The sequence below is a fragment of the Streptomyces sp. NPDC058796 genome, from assembly GCF_042745235.1.
Classification (GTDB): Bacteria; Actinomycetota; Actinomycetes; order Streptomycetales; family Streptomycetaceae; genus Streptomyces.
Window position 1 is genome coordinate 348,573 of sequence record NZ_JBHYOP010000001.1, and the last position, 22,698, is coordinate 371,270.

General features: G+C 73.6%; 22 protein-coding genes and 1 other RNA gene. 14 read left to right on the top strand and 9 right to left on the bottom strand.

Annotated elements, in window-relative coordinates; translation table 11 throughout:
- Nucleotides 1-17 precede the first annotated feature (17 nt).
- Together ACFW47_RS01615 and ACFW47_RS01620 are read right to left on the bottom strand one after the other, a co-directional pair.
- Nucleotides 18-998 carry a polysaccharide deacetylase family protein gene (locus ACFW47_RS01615; RefSeq protein WP_386304326.1) on the bottom strand — a complete coding sequence of 327 codons (981 nt, stop codon included), beginning with the start codon at nucleotides 996-998 and terminating at the stop codon, nucleotides 18-20.
- Nucleotides 999-1,031: 33 nt separating this feature from the next.
- Nucleotides 1,032-2,030 (bottom strand): glycoside hydrolase family 11 protein, encoded by a 999-nt coding sequence (locus ACFW47_RS01620; protein ID WP_386279251.1) that lies wholly within the window; start codon nucleotides 2,028-2,030, stop codon nucleotides 1,032-1,034.
- Nucleotides 2,031-2,389: 359 nt separating this feature from the next.
- Between ACFW47_RS01620 and ACFW47_RS01625 the strand changes: the two genes are divergently transcribed.
- The gene (locus ACFW47_RS01625) at nucleotides 2,390-3,439 is read left to right on the top strand and encodes an LLM class flavin-dependent oxidoreductase (RefSeq protein WP_386279249.1); all 1,050 of its coding nucleotides are present in this window, start codon (nucleotides 2,390-2,392) and stop codon (nucleotides 3,437-3,439) included.
- A gap of 51 nt (nucleotides 3,440-3,490) precedes the next feature.
- On the opposite strand, the gene rnpB is transcribed toward ACFW47_RS01625, so the two are convergent.
- Nucleotides 3,491-3,894, bottom strand: an RNA gene (rnpB, locus tag ACFW47_RS01630) — RNase P RNA component class A.
- Between the two features lie 60 nt (nucleotides 3,895-3,954).
- Nucleotides 3,955-4,521: a Uma2 family endonuclease gene (locus ACFW47_RS01635; RefSeq protein ID WP_386304816.1), complete on the bottom strand. Its 567-nt coding sequence runs from the start codon at nucleotides 4,519-4,521 to the stop codon at nucleotides 3,955-3,957.
- A gap of 176 nt (nucleotides 4,522-4,697) precedes the next feature.
- Here ACFW47_RS01635 and ACFW47_RS01640 point away from each other — a divergent pair, with 176 nt between their 5' ends.
- The 4 genes from ACFW47_RS01640 to eda all read left to right on the top strand — a co-directional run bounded on the left by ACFW47_RS01640 (nucleotide 4,698) and on the right by eda (nucleotide 7,625).
- A complete protein-coding gene (locus ACFW47_RS01640) occupies nucleotides 4,698-5,459 on the top strand; it encodes a MerR family transcriptional regulator (RefSeq protein ID WP_386279247.1) in 762 nt (253 codons plus the stop codon).
- The gene (locus ACFW47_RS01645) at nucleotides 5,456-6,070 is read left to right on the top strand and encodes a hypothetical protein (protein ID WP_386279245.1); all 615 of its coding nucleotides are present in this window, start codon (nucleotides 5,456-5,458) and stop codon (nucleotides 6,068-6,070) included. Before ACFW47_RS01640 ends, ACFW47_RS01645 begins: the two co-directional genes overlap by 4 nt.
- A 33-nt stretch (nucleotides 6,071-6,103) precedes the next feature.
- The gene (yaaA, locus tag ACFW47_RS01650; protein WP_386279243.1) at nucleotides 6,104-6,886 is read left to right on the top strand and encodes a peroxide stress protein YaaA; all 783 of its coding nucleotides are present in this window, start codon (nucleotides 6,104-6,106) and stop codon (nucleotides 6,884-6,886) included.
- A 73-nt stretch (nucleotides 6,887-6,959) separates the two neighbouring features.
- Nucleotides 6,960-7,625, top strand: coding sequence for a bifunctional 4-hydroxy-2-oxoglutarate aldolase/2-dehydro-3-deoxy-phosphogluconate aldolase (gene eda, locus ACFW47_RS01655; protein ID WP_386279241.1), 666 nt, complete (start codon nucleotides 6,960-6,962; stop codon nucleotides 7,623-7,625).
- Here eda and ACFW47_RS01660 read toward each other — a convergent pair.
- Genes ACFW47_RS01660 through ACFW47_RS01670 form a run of 3 tightly spaced genes read right to left on the bottom strand, consistent with a single transcriptional unit; the run spans nucleotide 7,600 to nucleotide 10,613 of the window.
- Nucleotides 7,600-8,967: a bifunctional RNase H/acid phosphatase gene (locus ACFW47_RS01660; protein WP_386279476.1), complete on the bottom strand. Its 1,368-nt coding sequence runs from the start codon at nucleotides 8,965-8,967 to the stop codon at nucleotides 7,600-7,602. The genes eda and ACFW47_RS01660 overlap by 26 nt on opposite strands.
- 48 nt (nucleotides 8,968-9,015) lie before the next feature.
- Nucleotides 9,016-9,759, bottom strand: a complete 744-nt coding sequence (locus ACFW47_RS01665) for a zinc ribbon domain-containing protein (RefSeq protein WP_386279474.1) — start codon at nucleotides 9,757-9,759, stop codon at nucleotides 9,016-9,018.
- Nucleotides 9,756-10,613, bottom strand: coding sequence for a Nif3-like dinuclear metal center hexameric protein (locus tag ACFW47_RS01670; protein WP_386279239.1), 858 nt, complete (start codon nucleotides 10,611-10,613; stop codon nucleotides 9,756-9,758). Before ACFW47_RS01670 ends, ACFW47_RS01665 begins: the two co-directional genes overlap by 4 nt.
- A 198-nt stretch (nucleotides 10,614-10,811) precedes the next feature.
- Here ACFW47_RS01670 and ACFW47_RS01675 point away from each other — a divergent pair, with 198 nt between their 5' ends.
- Together ACFW47_RS01675 and ACFW47_RS01680 are read left to right on the top strand one after the other, a co-directional pair.
- On the top strand, nucleotides 10,812-12,056 hold the full coding sequence (locus ACFW47_RS01675; protein ID WP_386304328.1) for a hypothetical protein: 1,245 nt from the start codon (nucleotides 10,812-10,814) through the stop codon (nucleotides 12,054-12,056).
- Nucleotides 12,057-12,153: 97 nt separating this feature from the next.
- Nucleotides 12,154-12,321 carry a hypothetical protein gene (locus ACFW47_RS01680; RefSeq protein WP_361204959.1) on the top strand — a complete coding sequence of 56 codons (168 nt, stop codon included), beginning with the start codon at nucleotides 12,154-12,156 and terminating at the stop codon, nucleotides 12,319-12,321.
- Nucleotides 12,322-12,393: 72 nt separating this feature from the next.
- On the opposite strand, the gene ACFW47_RS01685 is transcribed toward ACFW47_RS01680, so the two are convergent.
- On the bottom strand, nucleotides 12,394-13,269 hold the full coding sequence (locus tag ACFW47_RS01685; RefSeq protein WP_386304330.1) for a MaoC/PaaZ C-terminal domain-containing protein: 876 nt from the start codon (nucleotides 13,267-13,269) through the stop codon (nucleotides 12,394-12,396).
- A 161-nt stretch (nucleotides 13,270-13,430) separates the two neighbouring features.
- Here ACFW47_RS01685 and ACFW47_RS01690 point away from each other — a divergent pair, with 161 nt between their 5' ends.
- The 4 genes from ACFW47_RS01690 (at nucleotide 13,431) to ACFW47_RS01705 (ending at nucleotide 17,244) form a co-directional block, all read left to right on the top strand.
- Complete coding sequence (locus ACFW47_RS01690; protein ID WP_386304332.1) at nucleotides 13,431-14,372, top strand: ABC transporter ATP-binding protein; 942 nt, start codon at nucleotides 13,431-13,433, stop codon at nucleotides 14,370-14,372.
- The gene (locus tag ACFW47_RS01695) at nucleotides 14,369-15,088 is read left to right on the top strand and encodes an ABC transporter permease (RefSeq protein WP_386279230.1); all 720 of its coding nucleotides are present in this window, start codon (nucleotides 14,369-14,371) and stop codon (nucleotides 15,086-15,088) included. Before ACFW47_RS01690 ends, ACFW47_RS01695 begins: the two co-directional genes overlap by 4 nt.
- A gap of 28 nt (nucleotides 15,089-15,116) precedes the next feature.
- A complete protein-coding gene (locus tag ACFW47_RS01700) occupies nucleotides 15,117-16,307 on the top strand; it encodes a sensor histidine kinase (protein ID WP_386279228.1) in 1,191 nt (396 codons plus the stop codon).
- A gap of 313 nt (nucleotides 16,308-16,620) precedes the next feature.
- Nucleotides 16,621-17,244 (top strand): response regulator, encoded by a 624-nt coding sequence (locus tag ACFW47_RS01705; RefSeq protein ID WP_386279226.1) that lies wholly within the window; start codon nucleotides 16,621-16,623, stop codon nucleotides 17,242-17,244.
- Nucleotides 17,245-17,262: 18 nt separating this feature from the next.
- Here ACFW47_RS01705 and ACFW47_RS01710 read toward each other — a convergent pair whose 3' ends face one another.
- A complete protein-coding gene (locus ACFW47_RS01710; protein ID WP_386304335.1) occupies nucleotides 17,263-18,717 on the bottom strand; it encodes an MFS transporter in 1,455 nt (484 codons plus the stop codon).
- Between the two features lie 221 nt (nucleotides 18,718-18,938).
- On the opposite strand from ACFW47_RS01710, the gene ACFW47_RS01715 reads away from it, so the two are divergent.
- From ACFW47_RS01715 to ACFW47_RS01725, 3 genes are all read left to right on the top strand, one after another.
- Nucleotides 18,939-20,705, top strand: a complete 1,767-nt coding sequence (locus tag ACFW47_RS01715) for an MFS transporter (RefSeq protein WP_386279222.1) — start codon at nucleotides 18,939-18,941, stop codon at nucleotides 20,703-20,705.
- A 142-nt stretch (nucleotides 20,706-20,847) separates the two neighbouring features.
- A complete protein-coding gene (locus ACFW47_RS01720; RefSeq protein ID WP_386279220.1) occupies nucleotides 20,848-21,522 on the top strand; it encodes a class I SAM-dependent methyltransferase in 675 nt (224 codons plus the stop codon).
- A 22-nt stretch (nucleotides 21,523-21,544) separates the two neighbouring features.
- Entirely contained in the window at nucleotides 21,545-22,543 is a 999-nt protein-coding gene (locus ACFW47_RS01725; protein ID WP_386279218.1) for an N-acetylmuramoyl-L-alanine amidase, read from the top strand.
- Nucleotides 22,544-22,698: the final 155 nt, after the last annotated feature.

Consider the following 22,698-nt stretch of genomic DNA (forward strand, 5'->3'; position numbering starts at 1 on the left):
GGCCCGGCTGACCGGGCTCAGCCCGTACTGCAGGAGACCGTCGGCCAGGTCCAGTTGCCGTTGGCCTGGATGGTGGCGCCCCAGTGGTCGCCGCTGCCGTTGGACTCGGCGGTCAGCACCTGGGCACTGGGGTAACTGGCGTTGACGTTCCAGGTCGACATGACCCGGGCCGGGGACGGCACGTTCATCGTCACCGTCCAGTCACTGGCACCGCTCACGGAGACGTTGAGGTTGTACCGGTCCCCCCACCGCTGCCCGGCGGACAGGACGGCGGTACAACCGCCGCCACCGCCCCCGCCGTCGCCACCCCCGGCGGGGGCCACGGCACGTCCGGTCCGCGGCGAGATCATCCCGGAGCACAGGCCCTTGGCCGCCAGGGTCTGCGCGATGCGCGGGACGGCAGCGAGGGTGTTGGCGGGCCAGTCGTGCATGAGGACGACCTGGCCGTCGCCCGCCCGGGAGACGGCCTGCACGATCGCGTCGGTACTGGCGTTGTTCCAGTCCTGCGTGTCGACGTCCCAGATCACCTCGGTCAGCCCGTACTCGGCCTCGACCGACCGCAGCGTGGCGTTGGTCTCGCCGTACGGCGGACGGAAGAGCTCCGGCGTGCCGCCGCCCGCGTTCGCGATGGCCTGCTGGGTCCGGGAGATCTCCGAGTCCATCTGCGCCTGGCTCAGCCGAGTCATGTGCGGATGGGTGTAGCTGTGGTTGGCGACCCACATGCCGGCGTCGACCTGGGCCCGGACCAGGGACGGGTTCTGGGCCGCGTACTGGCCCTGGTTGAACATGGTGGCCCGCAGCCCGTTCTGCCTGAGCGCGTTCAGCAGGGCCTGGGTGTTGCCGGACGGGCCGTCGTCGAAGGTCAGCCCGACGTAGCCGTTGCAGACGGCGGGACGCGCGGGCGCGGCGTCGGCGGCGACGGTCCCGGCGGCGGCCAGCGCGACGGCGGAGACGGCCGTCAGCAGCGACCGCCAGGCCGGACGAGATCCGGTGCGCATCGGAACGGGTCCTCCCCTCTCTCGCTGCCGGTGTCAGCCCGCACTGCAGGAGACCGACGGCCAGGTCCAGTTGCCGTTGGCCTGGATGGTGGCGCCCCAGTTGTTCCCGTTGCCGTTGGGACGGGCGGTCAGCACCTGGGAACTGGGGTAGGTGGCGTTGACGTTCCAGGTGGACATGACCTTCGCCGGGGACGGCACGTTCATCGTCACCGTCCAGTCGCTGGCCCCGCTGACGGAGACGTTGAGGTTGTACCGGTCCCCCCACTTCTCCCCGGCGGACACCGTCGCGGTGCACCCACCGCCGCCACCGCCCCCGCCACCGCCGCCGGAACCGGTGCCCCCGACGGTGATGTTGGAGCTGCCGCTGCTCTGGTAGCCCTCGGTGGCCATGATCATGTAGTAGCTGAAGCTGCCCAGCGGCATTCCGGCCCGCGCCCACGCGTCGAAGTGGTTGCCGGTGGTGATGGTGCCCCCGGTCCGCTTGGACTGCCGCACGCTCCAGTACTGGTCGAAGGTGCGGGTGCCTTCGACCGAGGGCGCGTTGTAGCGGGTCGTCTTGTAGATGTCGTAGGTGCCGCCGTCGGTGGTCACGGTGCCCTTGTACTCGCCCGTGGGCCGGTAGGTGCCCCAGTTGTCGACGATGTAGTACTCGACGAGCGGGTTCGCCGTCCACCCGTAGAGGGTCAGGTACGCGTTGCCGGACGGGTTGAAGGTCCCCGAGTACTGCACGGTCCGGCGTCCGCCGTTGCTCCAGCCCTTGCCGGCGACGAAGTTGCCGGTGTTGCGCCACGAGGTGCTGTACTGCCCGCCGGAGCCCATGTCCATGGAGACGGTGCCCTGGCTGTCGGTCCAGAACGAGTAGTAGTAGCCGTTGTTGGTGCCCTCCTGGTTGGTCGTGACGACCGTGCCGGCGTGGGCGGTGCCCGGCAGCATCATGGCGGCGAGAGCGGCCAGCGCGACGGCCCAGGCGCTCCTGACGAACAGCGTGACGAGGCCGCTTCTGCGACGCCTCGGTTGCACGAGCGGGTTCATGGGGGGTGCTTCCTCTCCTGGAGGGGTCCTGCGAGGACCTGCGGAGGTTCTGACAACGGCGCCAGTGTTGGCCTGCACCCGTCAAGCGTCAACAGTTGCGGTAGATGTTTCGAAACCTTCGCCCTACCCTGCTCGACCATCAACGCGATGAATCTCCAGTTCAACGCCATCGCACCACCCCCGGAAGCACATCAGCGAAATTCGAAGGAGTACCGACCCCTGAAACGACGAACAGACACGTCGAAAGTTTCGATCGCGCTCCCTCTGGACAACCACGGACCGGAGCTCGGATCCTCGGTCGGTCAGAGCACGACACGGCCGCACGACGCACGCCCTCCACCCGACGGAAGGTGCCGCACGTGAAGTTCAGCTACGCCATGCTCCCCGACTACCCCCTGACCGAGTCCCTGGCCTCCATCCAGCTCGCCGACGAACTCGGCTTCCACGCCTGCTACGCCGCCGACGAGACCTGGCACAAGGACCTGTGGCTGCTCTTCGCCGCGGCCGCCGGCCGCACCAGCCGCATCCGCCTCGGGCCGAGCGTCTCCCCGGTGACCCTGCGGGAGCCGACCCTGATCGCCCAGGCCCTCGCCACCCTCGACGAACTCTCCGGCGGACGCGCCGAAGGCGTCCTGTCCAGCGGCAACTTCGGCCTGCTCGCCCAGTACCGCATCGACTGGGCCCGCACCAAGCCCCTCTCCCGCGTCAAGGAAGCCCTGCACGTGATGCGCACGTTCCTCGACGAGGGCGCCATCACACACGACGGCGAGTTCTACTCCTACGACGGCCTGTTCACGTTCGCCCGCCCCGTGCAGGACCGGCTGCCGCTGAAGCTCGGCGCGATGCGGGGGCCGAGGTCCTTCGAGGCGGCGGGCGAACTGTCGGACGGCTGCCACCACGCCCTGAGCTACACCCGCGAGGCGTACGACTACGCGGTGCGGCACATCCGGGCGGGCGCGGAGCGCGCCGGGAAGGACTGGCGCACGCTGGACATCGGCGCCTGGGTGGTCTTCGCGACCGGCCCCGACTCGGCGGTCGCGAAGGAGGCGGCCCGCAGCATGGTCGGCATCTACGCGTCCTCGATGCCGGAGGAGCAACTCCTCCGCAACGGCGTCGACCCCGCCGAGCTCAAGCCGGTCATCGACGCGATCGCCGCCGGCGACCTGGCCCGCGGCATCGAACTCACCACCCCGGCCATCGCCGAGCGCCTCTCCGTCGCGGGCACGCCCGAGGAGTGCCGGGAGAAGATCGAACGGGACATCGCCCCCAGCGGCGTCAACCACATGATCTGCGCCGTCACCGACCGCGCTCTGGTGAAGGCGTTCACGGGGCGGGACCTGCCGGAGGCGGCGGACGTGGACACGCAGCTGCGGCTGATCGCGGAGCGGGTGATGCCCGGGATCGGGTGAACCGGACGGGGCCGGAGCGGGCACCGCCCTGCGGGGGGAAGTGAGAGGCGGCAGACGAGTCGGGCTGTACGCCGGGTTCTGTTCCGGCGGGTCCTCGCGGTCCCGCCGGCGACGGCCATCCATCTAGGGCCGGCGTTGCCACCGGCCTCCAGCGGTCTACCCGCGGACTCGGGCGGGCAGCCCTCGATCGTCCGCGCAGAGCGCTTTTCACGGCGCTCCTCTTGACCTTGCTCCGGGTGGGGTTTACCTAGCTGCCCAGGTCGCCCTGGGCACTGGTGGTCTCTTACACCACCGTTTCACCCTTACCGGGGGCCGAAGCCTCCGGCGGTCTGCTTTCTGTGGCACTGTCCCGCGGGTCACCCCGGGTGGCCGTTAGCCATCACCCTGCCCTGTGGAGCCCGGACGTTCCTCGGGAAGTCCCGCAAGGGACTCCACGCGGCCGCCCGCCCGGCTCGTCTGCCGTGTCGACCATGGTACCGGGCGGGCGGGTGACCTGCGGACGGGACCGGACGAGCTCAGAGGAGGTCGGCGGTGTCCAGGTCGAAGGAGAAGGGGTCGGGCAGAGTCAGCGGCTTTCCGAAGGCGACGGTGCAGTGCTGTCGGTAGTCGTCGTGGCCCGGGTCGCCGAGCAACGTGATCGACGACTCCTGACGGTCGACGAGCAGGTGGTACGGGATGCCGCCGCGCGCGTACGCATGGCGTTTGGCCTCGCGGTCGGCCTTGGGCTTGGTGGAGGTCACCTCCAGCACCAGTGATACACCGTCGCAGGGCATCCAGGGTTCGGCTCCGCGATAGAGCCTGGACTTCCTGGGCGCGAAGGTTCCGTCAGGGATCACATGGTCCGCCAGGAGACCGTCGGCGTTCTTCAGCTTGAGGCCCTTGTTGCCGGAGAACTGCATGTCGGTGACGGATCGCCGGTGCACCTGGCTCACGATCAGCCCGATGTAGTCCTCGTGGTCCCCGTCCGGTGGCGGTGTCACCACGATCTCCCCTTCGATCAGCTCCGCCCGGAACCCCTCCGGGGTGTCCAGGTCGAGAAACCACTCCAGCAAGAGGTCCCGCGTGATCGGTTCGTGTGCCATGGCAGTCATGTCACGCCCCTCCCTCGGTCGCTCGCCAGACTGGGACATCGGCTGATCACCTGTCCGTGAGATCGGAAACCGTTCTCTCGATCGTGGCACAGGACCGGCGGCGCTGTCCGGAAGCCGGACCCGCGTCCGCTTGACCCTGCCGCAACGTCAACGTCTCTACTGGAGCCATGCGGATCGGAGAACTCGCCGACGTCGTCGGCGTCACCACGCGGACCGTGCGGCACTACCACCACCAGGGCCTGCTGCCCGAACCGGAGCGGCTGGCCAACGGCTATCGGACGTACACCCTGCGGCACGTCGTCGTGCTGGCCCGGATCCGGCGGCTGACCGAGCTGGGGCTCGGGCTCGCGGAGGTGCGGGACGTGCTCGCGGACGAGGCCGGGAAGGATCTCACCGAGGTGCTGGAGGAACTGGACGCGGACCTCGCGCGGCAGGAGGAGGCGATCCGGGACCGCCGGGCGCGGCTGCAGGAGCTGCTGGCGGCGGAGGGCGGGCTGCCGGCCGAGGGGCCGGTCTCGCCGGAGCTGGCCGAGCTGTTCGCGGGGATGGGGGACGTCTCCGGCTCCCCCATGGCCGTACGGGACCGCGAGATGCTGGCGCTGCTGGAGAGCACGATGGCGCCGGAGGACCGGGAGGGGCTGCTGGCCGCGCTGCGTGGCGCCCTGGGTTCGCCGGAGGCGGTGGCACAGGCGCATCGGGCGTACGCGCTGCTCGACGAGCTGGCGGACGTCGACGTCGACGATCCGCGAGTGGCGGAGGCGGCCGGGGTGCTCGCCGAGTGCCTGCCCGCCCAGATGCTGCCCGAGGAGGGCGCCGAGCTCGACTCCGATCACAGCTTCCTGCGCGTCATGTACGCCGACTTCGCGCCGGGACAGGCGGAGGCGATCCGGCTGGCCCTGGAGATCGTCGCGCGGGGGCGGCGGTCATGAGCGGCCCGCGCTTCGCGAGGATTCCCTGGCTCACGGTCCGGCACGAGTTGCGGTTGCTGGCCAGTCTGTGGCTGTGGGCGCGCCGGCGGACCCACGGGACGGTGGGCGGCGGGACGGCCTTCGGGTACGCCCGGGGGCAGGGCGCGATGATGTTCGGGTTCGCGTTCGTGTGCGTGATCGAGACCGTGATGATGTCCGTGCTGCTGCGGGACTGGCCCACCGTGCACCACGTGGTGCTGGTCCTGGACGTGTACACCATCGTCGTCGTGATCGGGCTGCACGCCGCTTCCGTGGTCCGGCCGCACGTCCTGGACCCCGTCGGCGGCACGCTGCGGATCCGCCGGGCCGTCCACGTCGACCTGCGGATACCGCTGGAGCGGATCGCGTCCGTGCGCCGGGAGCTGCGGACGGCGCAGGAGCGGACGGAGGGTGAGCTCGATCTCGCCGTGGGGGCGCAGACCTCCGTCACCCTCGAACTCATCGAGCCCGTCACCCATGCCGCCTTCTTCGGGCGGCGGCACGAGGTACGTGTCGTGCGCTTCCACGCCGACCATCCCGGGGAGCTCGTACGGGCCGTCGGCCAGGCACGGGAGGGCTACGCCGTACCCTGACCGAGGGCCAGAGCTCGAAGTGAAGGAGTACGTGTGCTTGTCCTGCTGCCGCCGTCCGAGGGGAAGGCCGCGTCCGGCCGGGGCGCTCCGCTGAAGCCGGAGTCGCTGTCGCTGCCGGGGCTCGCCCCCGCCCGGGAGACCGTCCTCGGGGAGCTGGTCGAGCTGTGCGCCGGGGACGAGGAGAAGGCGCGCGAGGTGCTCGGGCTGAGCCAGGGGCTGCGCGGCGAGGTCGCCAAGAACGCGGAGCTGCGGACGGCGGGGGCGCGTCCGGCCGGGGAGATCTACACCGGCGTGCTGTACGACGCTCTGGACCTGGCCTCGCTGGACACGGCGGCCAGGAAGCGGGCCGCGCGGTGGCTGCTGGTGTTCTCCGGGCTGTGGGGCGCGGTGCGCGTGAACGACCGGATTCCTTCCTACCGGTGCTCGATGGGCGTGAAGCTGCCGGGGCTCGGGGCGCTGGGCGCGTACTGGCGGGCGCCGATGGCCGAGGTGCTGCCGGAGGCGGCCGGGGACGGGCTGGTGCTCGACCTGCGTTCGGCGGCGTACGCGGCGGCGTGGAAGCCGAAGGGGGAGGTCGCCGGGCGGACGGCGACCGTGCGGGTGCTGCACGCGCCGACCCGGAAGGTCGTCAGCCACTTCAACAAGGCGACCAAGGGCCGGATCGTGCGGAGTCTGCTGACGTCCGGGAGTGCGCCGGAGGGGCCCGCCGAGCTGGTGGAGACGCTGCGGGACCTCGGGTACGAGGTGGAGGCGGAGGCACCGGCCAAGGCGGGGAAGGCGTGGTCGCTGGACGTACTGGTGGCGGACGTTCACTGAAGCGACCGGGCCATTCGTTGCACAGACCGCAACGCGCGTTGCACGTGATGCTCTACGGCGGCACGATGAGGGCATGAGTTCACCGCTGCCCTCCTCCCCCGCCGCCTCCGCCTCGGTGCTGGACCTCGCCCCCGTCGTACCCGTGGTGGTCGTCGACGACCTCGCGGACGCCGTGCCGCTCGCCCGTGCGCTCGTCGCCGGCGGGCTGCCCGCGATCGAGGTGACGCTGCGGACGCCGGCCGCGCTCGACGCGATCCGGGCGATCGCCGCCGAGGTGCCGGACGCGGTGGTCGGCGCGGGCACCGTCATCACGGCTCAGCAGGTCGAGGAGGTCGTGACGGCCGGGGCGCGGTTCCTGGTCAGCCCGGGGTGGACGGAGGCGCTGCTGGAGGCGATGCGGGCGTCCGGGGTGCCCTTCCTGCCGGGGGTGTCGACCACGTCCGAGGTGGTGGCGCTGCTGGAGCGCGGGGTGCGGGAGATGAAGTTCTTCCCGGCCGAGGCCGCGGGCGGCACCGCCTACCTCAAGGCGCTCGCCGCGCCGCTGCCGCAGGCCCGCTTCTGCCCGACGGGCGGCATCACCCCGGCCTCGGCACCGGAGTACCTGGCGCTGCCCAACGTCGGCTGCGTCGGGGGCAGCTGGATGCTTCCGAAGGACGCCGTGGCCGGCCGTGACTGGGAGCGCGTGGCGGCGCTGGCCCGGGCGGCGGCGGGGCTCAGCGCAGGTGGGACGTGTCGTTGAACAGGCGGACGCTCGCGCCGCCGTCCGCGTAGTACGCCACCGCCGACAGCGACGCCGCCGACAGCTCCATGCGGAACAGCGACTCGGGCGGGGCACCCAGCGCGAGGCGGACGAACGTCTTGATCGGCGTCACGTGGGAGACCAGCAGCACCGTGCGGCCCGCGTACGCCGCGACCAGCCTGTCGCGGGTGGCGGCGACCCGGGCGCCGGTCGCCGCGAAGCTCTCGCCGCCGCCGGTCGGCTCCGCGTCCGGGGAGGAGAGCCAGGCGTTCAGGTCGTCGGGGTAGCGCTCGCGCACCTCGCCGAAGGTCAGCCCCTCCCACGCGCCGAAGTCGGTCTCCCGCAGGCCTTCCTCGACCCGCACCTCCAGGCCGAGACGGGCGGCGACGATGCCGGCTGTCTCGCGGGTGCGGGCCAGCGGTGAGGCCACGATCGCCTGGACCGTGCCGCGCCGGGCAAGACTCCCGGCGACCTTCTCGGCCTGTTCACGGCCGGCGGCCGACAGGGACGGGTCGCTGCCGCCGCTCCCGGAGAAGCGCTTCTGCGGCGTCAGGGGCGTCTCCCCGTGCCGCAGCAGGACGAAGGTGGCGGGGGCGCCCATGTCGGGCGGCCCCCAGCCGGGCGAGGCGACCGTCCTCGCGGCGCGGACGTCGGCGGAGGCGGCGACTTCGGGAGCGGAGACTTCCGGCCCGGCAGCTCTGGAGGCGGGGACTTCCGGCCCGACGGCTCCCGGCGCGGCGGCTTCGGGCACTGCGGAAGCCTCCGGCACTGCGGGGGCCTCGGCAGCCGGTACGGCCGCTCCCGGCAGTGCCGAGCCGACACCGGATTCCGGCGCCGCCGAGCCGGCGGCTTCGGTGCCCGCCGCGCCACGCCCACCCGCGGAGTGCCCCGCGTCCAGCTCCGCCGTCGACGCCGACGGCGACCACTGCTCGCCGCGCGCCCCCGCGTCCATCGCCTCGTTGGCCAGGCGGTCGGCGTGCTTGTTGCCGGCGCGCGGGATCCACTCGTACGTCACCCGCCCGGGCGGGAAGATCCGCGCCGCCTCGGCCGCCAGCGGCTTCATGTCGGGGTGCTTGATCTTCCAGCGGCCCGACATCTGCTCGACCACGAGCTTGGAGTCCATGCGGACGTGGACGGCCGCGTCCGGGTCCAGCTCCCGCGCCGCGCGCAGACCGGCCAGCAGGCCCCGGTACTCGGCCACGTTGTTCGTGACGACGCCCAGGTACTCGGCCGCCTCGACCAGGGTCTGCCCCGTCGCCGCGTCCAGCACCACCGCGCCGTAGCCCGCGGGCCCCGGGTTGCCCCGTGACCCGCCGTCGGCCTCGACCACGAACTCCCGCACGGGGCCGGCACCCGCCTCCGTCACCGGATCTGCCACCGAACCGGCTCCCTACAGGCCGGAGTCCGCCGTGCGCACCAGGATGCGGCGGCAGTTCTCGCAGCGTACGACCGTGTCGGGCGCCGCCGAGCGGATCTCGCTCAGCTCGGTGATCGCCAGCTCCTGGCGGCAGCCCTGGCAGCTGCGCTGGTACAGCTTGGCCGCGCCGACGCCGCCCTGCTGCTCGCGCAGCTTGTCGTAGAGCCCCAGCAGGTCGGCGGGGACGGAGGCGGCGATGACCTCGCGCTCCTTGGCCACCGAGGCCGCCTCGGCGTCCAGCTCCCCGACGGCCGTGTCCCGGCGCGCGGCGGCGTCGTCGAGCCTGCCCTGCACGGAGCCGACCCGCTCGGTCAGCTCGGCGACCCGCTCCTGCGCGGACTCGCGGCGCTCCATCACCTCCAGGACGACGTCCTCGAGGTCGCCCTGCCGCTTGGCGAGGGAGACGATCTCGCGCTGGAGGTTCTCCAGGTCCTTCGGGGAGGTGACGGCGCCGGAGTCCAGGCGCTGCTGGTCGCGGGTGGCGCGCTGGCGCACCTGGTCCACGTCCTGCTCGGCCTTGGTCTGCTCGCGGGCGCAGTCGCTCTCCTCGGTCTGCGCGGCCACGAGCAGGTCGCGCAGCTGGGTGTGGTCCTTGGTCAGCGACTCGATCTCGGCGTGCTCGGGCAGGGACCTGCGCTTGTGCGCGAGCTGCTGGAGCCGGACGTCGAGGGCCTGGACGTCCAGCAGTCGGATCTGGTCGGCGGGCTCGGCTTTCAGTTGGGGGCTCCCATTGCGTCGGAGGTCGGGGCGGACGCCGCGTGGGCGGTCCAGGGGTCGGTGACCGTCTTGGAGACGTGGACCCTGAGGTCCCATCCCTCCCGGTCGGAGATCTCGTCGAGCTGGGCGGCGGCCAGCTCGCACCAGGGCCACTCGGTGGCCCAGTGCGCCGCGTCGAGCAGCGCGAGGGGACTGTGGGCGCGGGCCTCCGAGGCCGGGTGGTGGCGCAGGTCCGCGGTGAGGAAGGCGTCGGCGCCGGCCGCCCGGACGTGGTCGAAGAGGCTGTCGCCGGAACCGCCGCTGACGGCGACCGTGCGGACGGTGGCCTCCGGGTCGCCGGCGACGCGGATGCCCTGCGCGGTGGCGGGCAGCCGTTCGGCGGCGCGGGCGGCGAGCTCGCGGACGGTCAGCGGGTGCTCCAGCTCGCACACCCTGCCGAGCCCCCGACGCCCGTGCGGGTCGGCCGGGTCCGGCACCAGGGGCCGTACGACGCGCAGGTCGAGGGCGCCGGCCAGCGCGTCGGAGACACCCGGGTCGGCGGTGTCGGCGTTGGTGTGGGCGACGTGCAGGGCGACGTCGTTCTTGATGAGCGTGTGCACCACGCGGCCCTTGAAGGTGGAGGCCGCGACCGTGGTCGTCCCGCGCAGGTACAGCGGGTGGTGGGTGACGAGCAGGTCGGCGCCCAGCTTCACCGCCTCGTCGGCGATCTCCTGGACCGGGTCGACGGCGAACAGGACCCGGGAGACCTCCTGGCCGGGGTCGCCCACGACGGTGCCGACCGCGTCCCAGGACTCGGCCCGCTCGGCGGGCCACAGGTTCTCCAGCGCGGCGATGACTTCTGACAGACGGGGCACGGGTGCAAGGCTACCTGCCTGTACTGCGCCGTCGTACCCGCGGCGGCCGCCCGGCTCCGCTCGGGCCGGGCCCAGCACACACCCCGCCCAACCCTCAGGCGAATCGTTCCTGTGCCACACGTACGTGTGATGCGGACGCTCGCCGGTCCCCCGCCCGTGCGTGCGAAAACTACCTTCGTCGCCGGAGGTGACCGAACGATGACAGCCTGTGCTATCGAACCTTCGGCGGCGCCCGGGAACGACGGCCCGCCACCGGCGGGCTGCACCATCACCGCCGAGGGCGCCTACGCCGCGCGCCTGGCCCGTCGCGGGGACTCCTGGTACCCGGAGCGCTGGACCCTGGACGGCCCCGAACCGTACGCGGTGCCGCTGCCCGGCAACCAACCCGAGGAGCCCGGCACCGAGGTGCAGCCGATGGGCGACGGGCGGGTCCTGGTCCACCGGGTGGCGACCGGACGGCACTTCTTCTCCCTGCTGTACCCGACCGACCCCGGCACCGGCGAGCAGCCCCTCGGCGCGGTCGAGTGCCCGGGGGGCGCCACCGGGCTGCGGCTGCTGCCCCCGGCCCCGGGCGGGGAGCGTGCGTACGCCCTCGCCGCCGGTCCCCGTTCCACGGTGCTGTGGCAGGTGGCGGGCGGCGCGTTCGGGCCCGAGCGGCTGGCCGAGATCCCCGGGCGCTGCTCGGGCGGGGTCTGGCTGGACCGCACGGGCCGGATACTGGCCGTGGACCGGGAGACGGGCGGGCGCACCAAGGCGGTCGTACTGGACCTGGAGCGGGACGGCGAGGTGTCCCCGCTGCTGCAGATCGCCGCGGACAGCGACGACCGGATACTGCTGGCCGACCCGGACAGCGGGCTGGTGCTGATCCGCTCGGACGCGCCTTCCCCCGGGCAGGAACGGTTGGGCTGGGGGGTGCTGGGCAGCACGCTGCCGGTGCGTTTCCCGGAGTGCCTGCGGCTGCCGGACTGCGTGGTGACGCCGTTCGCGATCCAGCCGGGCCAGGCGCTGACGCCGGAACGGTGCGCGGTGGCACTGCGGGTGGACGGCGCGCTCGGCACCTGGGTCGCGGTGTGGCGGCCCGCCGAACGCCGGGTGCGTCACCTTCCGGCGCCCGCGGGCTGGTTGACCGGTGCCGGGCTGTGGACCGCGGACGGGGAGCTGCGGCTGCCGTGCGCCACGCCGCAGTCGCCGTGCGGGGTGGCGCGGCTGCCCGCACCACGGGGAGCGGACGGCGGGCGGGAGACGGCGGAGACGGAGGCTTCCACTTCCGCTCCGACTTCCCCTCCCGCTCCCCACGAGCCGCCCGCCCAGGCCCTCGACGAGCCGCCCGCGCCCGCCCCGGAGGGCACGCGGAACACGACGGAACCGGAGGCCCCGGCTCCCTGCCCACCACGCCCCGTACCGCTGCAACAGGCCCCGCTGGCACGGCTTGTAACGAAGTAGTGCCGGTTGGCGCGGCCGCCTGGATTCGCCCCTCAGGGTGCCGGTTAGACTCGCCCGGCTGTAGGAAAGATCATGTTGACGGGGTGAATTCCTTCCGATGAACGACGCCAGCACGACCCAGCCCACGCAGGCCGACGGCGCCGACGTAACCGAGATCGAGAGCGGCCACGGCAGGCACCGGGGACCGGTGTCCAGCCAGGACGGCGCCCAGGCGCCGCGGGGCCGCCACCGCAAGCCGGCCGAGGAGTCCGAAACGGCCGCCTGACGGCTCGGCGAGCACACACGGCACACGGCTCCGGCCCCCGTCCAGCGCATCGCGGGACGGGGGCCGGAGCCGTCACAGGTACCGCACCACCGCGTCGGCGAGCACGACCGCGTCGTCCCGCTCCCGCACACGCACCTCCACCCGCACGCTCCCGCCCTCCTCCGGCCCGGCCGCCCGCCACATCCGCACCCGCAGCGTCTCGCCCGGGTACACCACCCCGGCGAACCGCGCCCCGTACTCCCGCACCCGGCCCGCGTCACCGTCGAGCAGCGTGTCCACGACCGCCTTGAGGGCGGCGCCGTAGCTGCACAGCCCGTGCAGGACGGGCCGCTCGTAGCCGGCCCGCGCGGCGAACTCGGGGTCGGCGTGCAGGGGGTTCCAGTCGCCGGAGAGCCGGTAGAGCAGGGCCTGGTCCTCGCGCACCGCCCGCTCGGCCACCCGGTCCGGTGCTCGCTGCGGCGCCGGTCCGGGACGGCCGGACGGCCCCCGCTCACCGCCCCAGCCGCCCTCCCCGCGCACGAAGACCTCGGCCTCGTCCGTCCACAGCGGCCCGTCCGCGTCCGCGGCCTCGGTGCGCAGGACGAGGACGGCGGCGGTGCCCTTGTCGTACACGGCGGTGATCCGCGAGGCCGCACGCGCCCGGCCGCGCACGGGAACCGGCCGGTGCACCCGCAGCCGCTGCCCTCCGTGCAGGACGCCGGCCAGGTCGACGTCGACGCCGGGCACGGACAGCGCGCCGATCACGCCGGGCGGCCCGCCGCCCGCGACCGTCGCGAAGCTCGGCAGCACCCGCAGCCGGGACTCCAGGGTGTAGCGCAGTTCGCGGGGATCGGTGGCGGGCGGGCCGGCGCCGATGCCGAGGTGGTAGAGCAGGACGTCCTTGTGGTCCCAGGCGATCTCACGGACACGGGGGGCGGCGGCGAGCGCCCGGGCTGCGTCGATGGGCACGGCTCTCCTGCCCCCGTTCGAGAAGACGATCACGGACTGCCACGACCGTACGGGACCGGGACGACCCGTGACAGGGGCCGGCCACCCGTGACATTTGTCCCGCCGAAGACCGGACAACCGCATCTGCCGCCCGCCCCGCCCCTCTCCGTAGCGTCGCCCGTATGGCACCCGGACCGAGGACGACACACCGCACCACCCCCGCCGTCTCCTTCTCCGCGGCGGCCAAGGCGTACGGCGCCGTCCGTGCCGTCGACGGCGTCGACCTGGAGATCGCGGGGGGCGGGACGGTCGCGCTGCTCGGACGCAACGGCGCGGGGAAGTCGACGGCGATCGCGCTGCTGCTCGGCCTGTGCGAGCCGGACACCGGCACGGTGGAGCTCTTCGGCGGACCGCCCGACAAGGCCGTGCGGGCCGGCCGGGTGGGCGCCATGCTCCAGGAGACCCGGGCGGTACCCCGGGTCACGGTGGGCGAGCTGATCACCTTCGTGGCCGGCCGCTACCCTGCCCCGATGCCCGTCCACCGGGCCTTGGAGCTGGCTGGGATCGCCCATCTGACCGGGCGCCGCGTGGACCGGCTGTCCGGCGGGCAGACCCAGCGCGTCCGGTTCGCGGTCGCGCTGGCCGGCAACCCCGGCCTGCTCGTCCTGGACGAGCCCACGGCGGCCCTCGACGTGGAGGCCCGGCACACCTTCTGGGAGTCGATGCGGGCGTACGCCCGGCGCGGCAGCACGGTCCTCTTCTCCACCCACTACCTGGAGGAGGCCGAGGCGCACGCCGACCGCGTTCTGGTCGTCGACCGGGGCCGGATCGTCGCGGACGGCACCGGCGAGGAGCTGCGCCGGGCGGCCGGCGGCAGCCGCGTCTCGTTCGACCTGCACGGCCGCCCCGCCGCGGACCTGACGCTGCTGCCGGGCGTACGCGCCATGGACGTCCGGGGAGACCGCGTCCACCTGCGCACCGACGACTCCGACGCCACCGTGGTGGCCCTCGCGGAACTCGGCGCGATCCGCGGCCTGGAGGTCGCCCCGGCGTCGTTGGACGACGCGTTCCTGGCCCTGACGACGACCGCGCACGCCCGTACGGGAACGGAGGCCGCCCGATGAGGGACTACCTGCGCCTGGAGGTCCGCCGCACCCTGCGCGACCCCGGCTTCGTCGTCGGCGGCGTCGCCGTGCCCGTCCTGATGTACCTGCTCTTCACCAACCTCGGGGACGGCGGCACGGGCGGCTGGAAGACCGCCGCGATGGTCGGCATGGCCGCCTACGGCGCGGTCGGTTCGGCCCTCAACACCGGCGGCGGGGTCGCCGAGGACCGGGCGATCGGCTGGCTGCGGCAACTGCGGGTGACGCCGATGCGGCCGCACCAGGTCGTGGTGGGCCGGACCCTGACCGCCTCGGTCACCGTGCTCCCCGCCATCGCCGCCGTACTCGCCGCCGGCGGCCTGCTCAACGGCGTACGGCTGGCCGCCTGGCAGTGGGCGGCGCTGGCGCTCCTCCTCTGGCTGGGTTCACTCCCCTTCACCCTGCTCGGCCTGGGCAACGGCTACCGGCTGACCGGCCAGACCACGGGCGTGGTCAACATGGTGGCCAACCTGGGCCTGGCGGTCCTGGGCGGACTGTGGTTCCCGCTCGCCCTGTTCCCGGAGTGGCTGCGCACGGCCTCGGCGTACACGCCGGCCAACCGCTTCGCCGAGCTGGGCACGTCGGTCGCCACGGGGCACGCGCCGCCCCCGGGTGGGATTCTCGTACTGGCGGCGTGGCTGCTGGCGTTCGGGACGTACGCCGTCCTGTCCTACCGCCGCGCCACGGCAAACGACTGAGCGATTCGCCGGAGGGGAAACGACGGCCATGAGCGGGAAGCAAGGCCGGCTGCGCCGGCTCTCGTGCCGCCTGGACGCGTGGCACCTGGCCCGGCGGCCCGACCCGTCCGAACCCGGCGAACGCCCCGAGCCCATCGGACCGCCCCCCACCGGCTTCACCCTCCTGCCCTGGCTGCTGCTGGGCCTGGGCAGCCTCGCCAGCATCCTCCAGGGCCGCACCTCCAACCCCTGGCTCGGCGGCCTGGGCCTGCTCGCCTTCAACTCCCTCTACATCTACGTGGCCTTCCGCTCCTTCGACCAGGAACTGCGCAAGTCGCCGTCCACCCGCCTGGCCCTCGCCGCCATGACCGTGCTGACCTGCGCGCTCTCGCTGGCCTACGGCGGCACCTGGCTGCTCTTCTTCCTCCTGCTCGGCCTGGCCGCGGGCGCGGCGCTGCGCGGCCGGCGGCTGGGCCGCTGGGGCGGTGCGCTGGCGGCACTGGCGGGCACGGTCGGTGGCCTCAAGGACGGCTGGACCGGCCTGAACATCGCCTACGGGACCTTCCTGTCCACCATGGTGACGGCCGCGATCCTGAGCCTGTCCGACGCGGTACGGCAACTGCGGGCCGCCCGCGAGGAACTGGCCGCCCGCGCGGTGGCGGAGGAGCGGCTGCGCTTCTCCCGCGACCTGCACGACCTGCTCGGACACACCCTGTCGGTGATCGTGGTCAAGTCGGAGGCGGCGCGGCGCCTGGCACCCCGCGACCCGGACGCGGCCCTGACCCAGATCACCGACATCGAGGCGGTCGGCCGCCAGGCGCTGACCGAGGTCCGCGAGGCGGTCACCGGCTACCGCGAAGGCAGCCTCGGCACGGAGCTGGACCGGGCCCGGTCCGCACTGAGCGCGGCCGGCGTGGAGCCGGTGGTCCACCGCTCCGGCCCACCGCTGCCGCCGCAGGCCGAGGCGCTGCTGGGCTGGGTGGTACGGGAGGCGGTCACCAACGTCGTACGGCACAGCGGGGCGAGCCGGTGCGAGATCGCGGTGTCGGGCAGTGCGGAGCGGGTCCGGCTGACGGTGACGGACGACGGCGGCGGCACGTCCTCCGGCCCCGGGACGGGGCTGACCGGGCTGACGGAACGGCTCGCCACGGCGGGCGGCTCACTGACCGCCGGCGCCGGGGCGGGGGGTGGCTTCTCGGTGACGGCGGTGCTGCCGGTCGTCTCCGGCGGGGAGGTGTAGCGGGGGGGGGCGCGCAACCCGGCGCTGCGAGGTGCCTCCCCCCCCCCACTCTCGGCTTGCTCGAGCGGGAGGTGCCCAACACCGCCCGCCCGTGCCGCCCTGAGGTACCTCCCAGGCCGTTCAGGCACTGGGGGAGGCACGACTGCCCGCAGCCAGGGTCCGCAGCCCCGCGGCGCAACGGCGCACCGCCCGCAGTCGCGCGCGACGGCGCGGCCCCGACCGGAGACTGCGCACCGCGCACGGCGGGAGAACCGCGCACGGCGGGAAGGGGACGCGCACAGGCGCCGCGGGCACCCCCCTCTACCCTGGCCCCGTGACCGACACACCCCACCCCATCCGCGTCCTCCTCGCCGAGGACCAGGGCATGATGCGCGGCGCCCTCGCGCTGCTGCTCGGCATGGAGGAGGACATCGAGGTCGTCGCCCAGGTGTCGGCCGGCGACGAGATCGTCGGCGCCGCGCTCACGCACCGCCCGGACGTCGCCCTCCTCGACATCGAACTGCCGGGCTGCAGCGGCCTCGACGCCGCCGCCGAGCTGCGGGAGCGCGCTCCCGGCTGCCGGGTGCTGATCCTGACCACCTTCGGCCGCCCCGGCTACCTCCGCCGAGCCATGGAGGCCGGCGCCGCCGGTTTCCTGGTGAAGGACGGCCCCGTGGAGGAGCTGGCCGGCGCGGTCCGCCGCGTCCTGGCCGGCGAGACGGTCGTCGACCCCACGCTCGCCGCCGCCGCGCTCAGCGCCGGCCCCAACCCGCTCACCGCCCGCGAGTGCGACGTGCTCCGGGCCTCCGCCGACGGCGCGACCGTGGCCGACGTCGCCGGCGCCCTGCACCTGTCCGAGTCCACGGTCCGCAACTACCTCTCCTCGGCCATCGGCAAGACCGCCACCCGCAACCGCACGGAGGCACTGCGCGAGGCCAGACGCCAGGGCTGGGTCTGACCCGGACCGCCGGGTCCCTCACGCAGCCTTCTCCTCCGCCTTCTTCCCCCGCTCCCCCGCCGGCAGCCACGCCCACATCAGCACCGCCCCCGCGACCAGCACCGCCGCCCCCGTGCGGAACACCAGCGCGTACCCCTCCGTCAGCGCCACCGGCCCCGCGTCCTCCCCACCGGCCCGTGCCGCCGCGATCGTCGACATCACCGCGAGCCCCAGCGAACCCCCCATCGTCCGGGAGGTGTTGATCAACCCGGAGACCAGCCCCGCGTCCCCGGCCCCCGCACCGGAGATGGCGAGCGACGCCAGCGGAGTCGCCGCCAGCCCGGCCCCCAGCATCATCAGCACCCCCGGGACCATGATCGCGGTCACGTACGCCCCGTCCGCGCTCATCGTCGACTGCCAGCCGAAGCCGGCCGCCGCCACCAGGGTGCCCAGCACGGCCACGTTCCGCGCCCCGAGCACCGGCATGAAGCGCGGCGCCAGCTTGGACCCGAGGACCACCGCCAGGGAGCTGGGCACCAGGGCGGCACCGGCCTCCAGCGGCGAGTACCCGAGCACGTTCTGCGCGTACAGGGTCATGAAGAACCACATGGCGAACATCGACGACCCGGACACCAGCATCGCCACGTTCGCCGACGCCACCGACCGCAGCCGCAGCAGCCCCGGCGGCATCAGCGGCGCCGCCGTCCGCGCCTCGACGAGGAGGAACAGTCCCAGCAGCAGGAGCCCGGCGAGCAGCGGCACGAGCGCCGCCGCCGAGGCCCACCCCTCGGACTCGGTCTGCGAGATGCCGTAGGCCAGCGTGGCCAGACCGGCGGTCACCAGCATCGCGCCCGGCAGGTCGAGCCGCCGCCGCTCCCCGGCCCGGCTCTCGGCCAGCCACACCACGGCACCGGCCAGCACCACCGCGCCCACCGGAACGTTGATCAGCAGCACCCAGCGCCACGACAGCCCGTCCACCAGGACGCCGCCCACCAGACCGCCCGCCGCGCCGCCGCCCGCGCCCACGGCGGTCCAGGTCGCGATCGCCCGGGCCCGCGCCGCCCCCTCGGGCACCGCCGCGGTCAGGATCGTCAGCGTCGACGGCGCCAGCACCGCCGCGCCCAGCCCCTGCACGGCCCGGGCGAGCAGCAGCTGCCAGCCCTCCTGCGCGAACCCGCCGCCCAGCGAGGCAAGGGTGAACAGCCCGAGCCCGACGAGGAACATCCGCTTGCGTCCGTAGAGGTCACCGGCCCGGCCGCCGAGCAGCATGAAGCCGGCGAAGGCGATGGCGTAGGCGTTGACCACCCACTGCAGGCCCTGCGCGCTCAGGCCCAGGTCGGTCCGCATCGACGGCAGGGCGACGTTGACGACGGACACGTCGAGCACGACCAGGAACTGTCCGGCGCAGGCGAGCGCGACGACCAGCCAGGTGGGGGGAGGGTTGCGGCGGGCGGATATTCGGGCGGTGACGGAGGCACCGGTGGATTCGAGCATGAGTGTCATGGTCTCAACCCGGAAGCGCCCCTTGCATCGGCATTTCGGCCCCGGACCGGCCCAGGTCCAGCGACCCAGGAGATACCTCGTCCCAAGAGACGGTCAAGAATTCGTTAGGGACTCGAAGCAACGGAATAGTTGCCCCGGCGCACGAGGTTCAACCTGCACACATCACACGATCACGTACCGCGTCCGCCGACCCGGCCTGGAGGCCCCACCACATGTCCCCCACGACGACCGACGAACCCGCCCGGCGAGCGACCGGGGCCACCGTCCCGGTGCTCGCCTTCGCGGGCATCGTCGTCGCGGTGATGCAGACCCTGCTCGTCCCGGTCATCAAGGACCTGCCCCGACTCCTCGACACGTCACCCAGCGACGCCACCTGGGTCCTGACCTCCACGCTCCTGTCCGGAGCCGTGGCCACGCCGATCATGGGCCGGCTCGGCGACCTGTTCGGCAAACGCCGCATGCTGATCGCCAGCCTGTCGGTGATGGTGGTGGGCGCACTGGTCAGCGCCTTCACCGACGCGCTGCTCCCGATGATCGTCGGCCGCACCCTCCAGGGTTTCGCGATGGGGGCGATACCCCTCGGCATCGGCCTGATGCGCGACATGCTCCCCCGCGAGCGGCTCGGCTCGGCGATGGCGCTGATGAGTTCCTCGATCGGCGTCGGCGGCGGCCTGGCGCTGCCCGCCGCGGCCCTGGTCGCGCAGCACACCGACTGGCACGCCCTGTTCTACGGCGCCGCCGGCCTCGGTGTCCTCGCCATCGCCCTGACCCTGCTCGTCGTACCGGAGTCCCCGCTGCGCGCGAAGGGCTCCTTCGACCTGCCGGGCGCGCTGGGCCTCTCCGCCGGCCTGGTCCTCTTCCTCCTGCCCATCACCAAGGGCAGCGACTGGGGCTGGTCCTCGCCCACCACGCTTGGCCTGTTCGCGGCCGCCGCCGTGGTCCTGTTCCTGTGGGGACTGATGGAGCTGCGCGTCGCCGCCCCGCTGGTCGACCTGCGTACCACCGCCCGCCGCGAGGTCCTGCTCACCAACCTCGCCTCGATCATGGTCGGCGTCGCCTTCTACGTCATCTCGCTCGTCCTGCCGCAGCTCCTCCAGCTGCCCTCGGAGACCGGCTACGGCCTCGGCCAGTCAATGGTCGTCGCGGGCCTGTGCGTGGCCCCGCTGGGCCTGACGATGATGTTCACCGCGCCGGTCTACGCCCGCCTCTCCGCCCGCTACGGCCCCCGCACCACCCTGATCGCCGGCCTGCTGATCATCGCGGTCGGTTACGGCGGCGGCCTCGGCCTGATGAGCGCCGCCTGGCAGACCGTCGTCACCTCGGTCCTGATCGGCGCCGGTATCGGCCTCGCCTACTCCTCCCTCCCCGCGCTGATCACCGGCGCGGTCCCGGCCTCGGAGACGGGCGCGGCCAACGGCCTCAACACCCTGATGCGGTCCATCGGTACGTCGGTGTCGAGCGCCGTCATCGGCATGGTGCTGGCCAACACGGCGAACGACGTGGGCGGCGTCGCCGTCCCCACCATGCACGGCTTCCGCGTCTCGTTCCTGATCGCCACCGCCGCGGTCGCCGTGGGCCTGGCCCTGGCGTTCTTCCTCCCCCGTCGCAGCCCGGCGGCGACCACGCGGCTGCGCGCGAGCAGCGAGGAGGACGCGAACCTGGCCCGCGCCGAGCGGGCGCTGGCCGGCGAGTTCCCGTCCGACGCGGAGCTGTCCGGCTTCCGCGGCCGGGTGCTGACCGCCGACGGCGTCCCCGTCGCCCGTGCCAAGGTCACGCTGATCGACCGGCACGGCCGCCAGGCGGGCGCGACGCTCTCCGCCGGCGACGGCGGCTACGCCCTCGCCGTCCCCGCCTCGGGGCCGTACGTCCTGGCCGCCCGCGCCACGGGCCACGGCCCGCTCGCACAGTCGGCGACCCACACCGGCGAGCACCCGGTCGACCTGGACCTGTCCCTGCCGGGCGAGACGGTCTCCGCCTGACCGCACCCCTCCCCGCACACCCGCTCCGGCCCACGCACCCCCCGTCGCACCACGCGGCGGGGGGTGCGGCAGCATGGGGCGCCGTACGCCCGCACCCGGCACGTCAGCCGTCCCCCGCGCCCGCACCACCGAAAGGCCCCCCATGACCGCAGCGTCCGCGGCCTCAGCCGCCCCCGCACCCGCCTCCGCCGTCCTGGCCGCCTTCGAGGCCGCGAAGGGGTTCATGCCCGCGCACGAGGGCCTCGCGCTGTACGCGGCGGCCGTGGAGGCCGGTGGGCTGGGGCTGCCGCTGCTGGAGGTCGGCACGTACTGCGGACGCTCCACCGTCCTGCTCGCCGACGCCGCCCGCCGGGCCGGGGTGACCGCGCTCACCGTCGACCACCACCGGGGCAGCGAGGAGCAGCAGCCGGGCTGGGAGTACCACGACCCGGAGACGGTCGATCCCGAACTGGGCGTGATGGACACCCTCCCCACCTTCCGCCGCACCCTCAACCGGGCCGGTCTCGAGGAGCACGTGGTGGCCCTGGTCGGCCGCTCGCCCCAGGTGGCGTCGGTCTGGAACTCACCTGTCGGCCTCGTGTTCATCGACGGCGGCCACACCGACGAGCACGCGACCGCCGACTACGAGGGCTGGGCCCCGCACGTCGCCGACGGCGGCCTGCTGGTCGTCCACGACGTCTTCCCGGACCCGGCCGACGAGTTCACCGGCCAGGCCCCGTACCGCGTGTACCTCAGGGCGCTGGCGTCCGGGGCGTTCACCGAGGTCTCCGTGACCGACTCGCTGCGCGTCCTGCGGCGAACGGGCGCGGGGATCTGAGGGCCCGGTTAGAGTCGCTGACGTGTCGTACACAGGCCCGGACTTCGAACCACCCCAGCCCCGCCGCTCCCCGCTGCGCCGCCCGCTGACCGTGGCGATCGCGGCGCTCGTGCCCGGGGCGTTGCTCGGCTGGGGGGTGTACGCGGCGGTCGCCGGCCCGGACGACGGGAGCGGCGGCGGTGCGGACCGCGCGGAGGGCGCGCGGACTTCGGCGGCGCCGTCCCCCGGTTCCGAGTCCCCGCCCGACGACGCCAAGGGACCGGCGAGCACATCCCCTTCGCGCACCGCCGACGAGCCGTCCGCCTCGGCCTCCGCGTCGAAGTCCGCGCCCGCCGCCCCGGCGACCGGCCCCCTCAAGGGGAAGGTCGTCGTCATCGACCCGGGCCACAACCCGGGCAACTTCCAGCACGCCTCCGAGATCAACCGCAAGGTGAACGTCGGCACGCACTGGAAGGAGTGCGACACGACGGGCACGGCCACCAACGCGGGCTGGCCCGAGGCGAAGTTCACCCTGGACGTGGCCCACCGGCTGCGCACCCTCCTGGAGGAGCAGGGCGCGACCGTGAAGCTGACGCAGGACGACGACCGCCCGTACGGGCCCTGCGTGGACGAGCGGGCCCGGATCGGCAACGAGGCGAAGGCCGACGCCGCGGTCTCGATCCACGCCGACGGGTCGGGGGCCGGCAACCGCGGCTTCCACGTGATCCTGCCGGGCTCCGTGCACGACGGCGAGGCCGACACCCGCGCCATCGTCGCCCCGTCCGCCGAACTCGGCGAGCGCATCGCGGGCAGCTTCGTCCGCGTCACGGGCAGCGCGCCCTCCAACTACGTCGGCGGCGGCACCGGACTGGTGACGCGCACGGACCTGGGCGGTCTCAATCTGTCAACGGTTCCCAAGGTGTTCATCGAGTGCGGCAACATGCGCGACGGCGAGGACGCGGCGCTGCTGACCAGCGGCGCGTGGCGGCAGAAGGCGGCGCAAGGGATGTCTGAGGGAATCGTGAGTTTCCTGCGCGGGTAGCGATCAGCGCGCCGATCCCCGGGGACAGGCCCGAGGTGCGGACGATAGTGTCATCCGTACGATGAGGGGCCACCCCCGCGCTTCACACCGGAACCTTTCGGCGACATCGTGACAGCGACGCCTCTACCGACGACGAGACGACCTACGAAGGACCT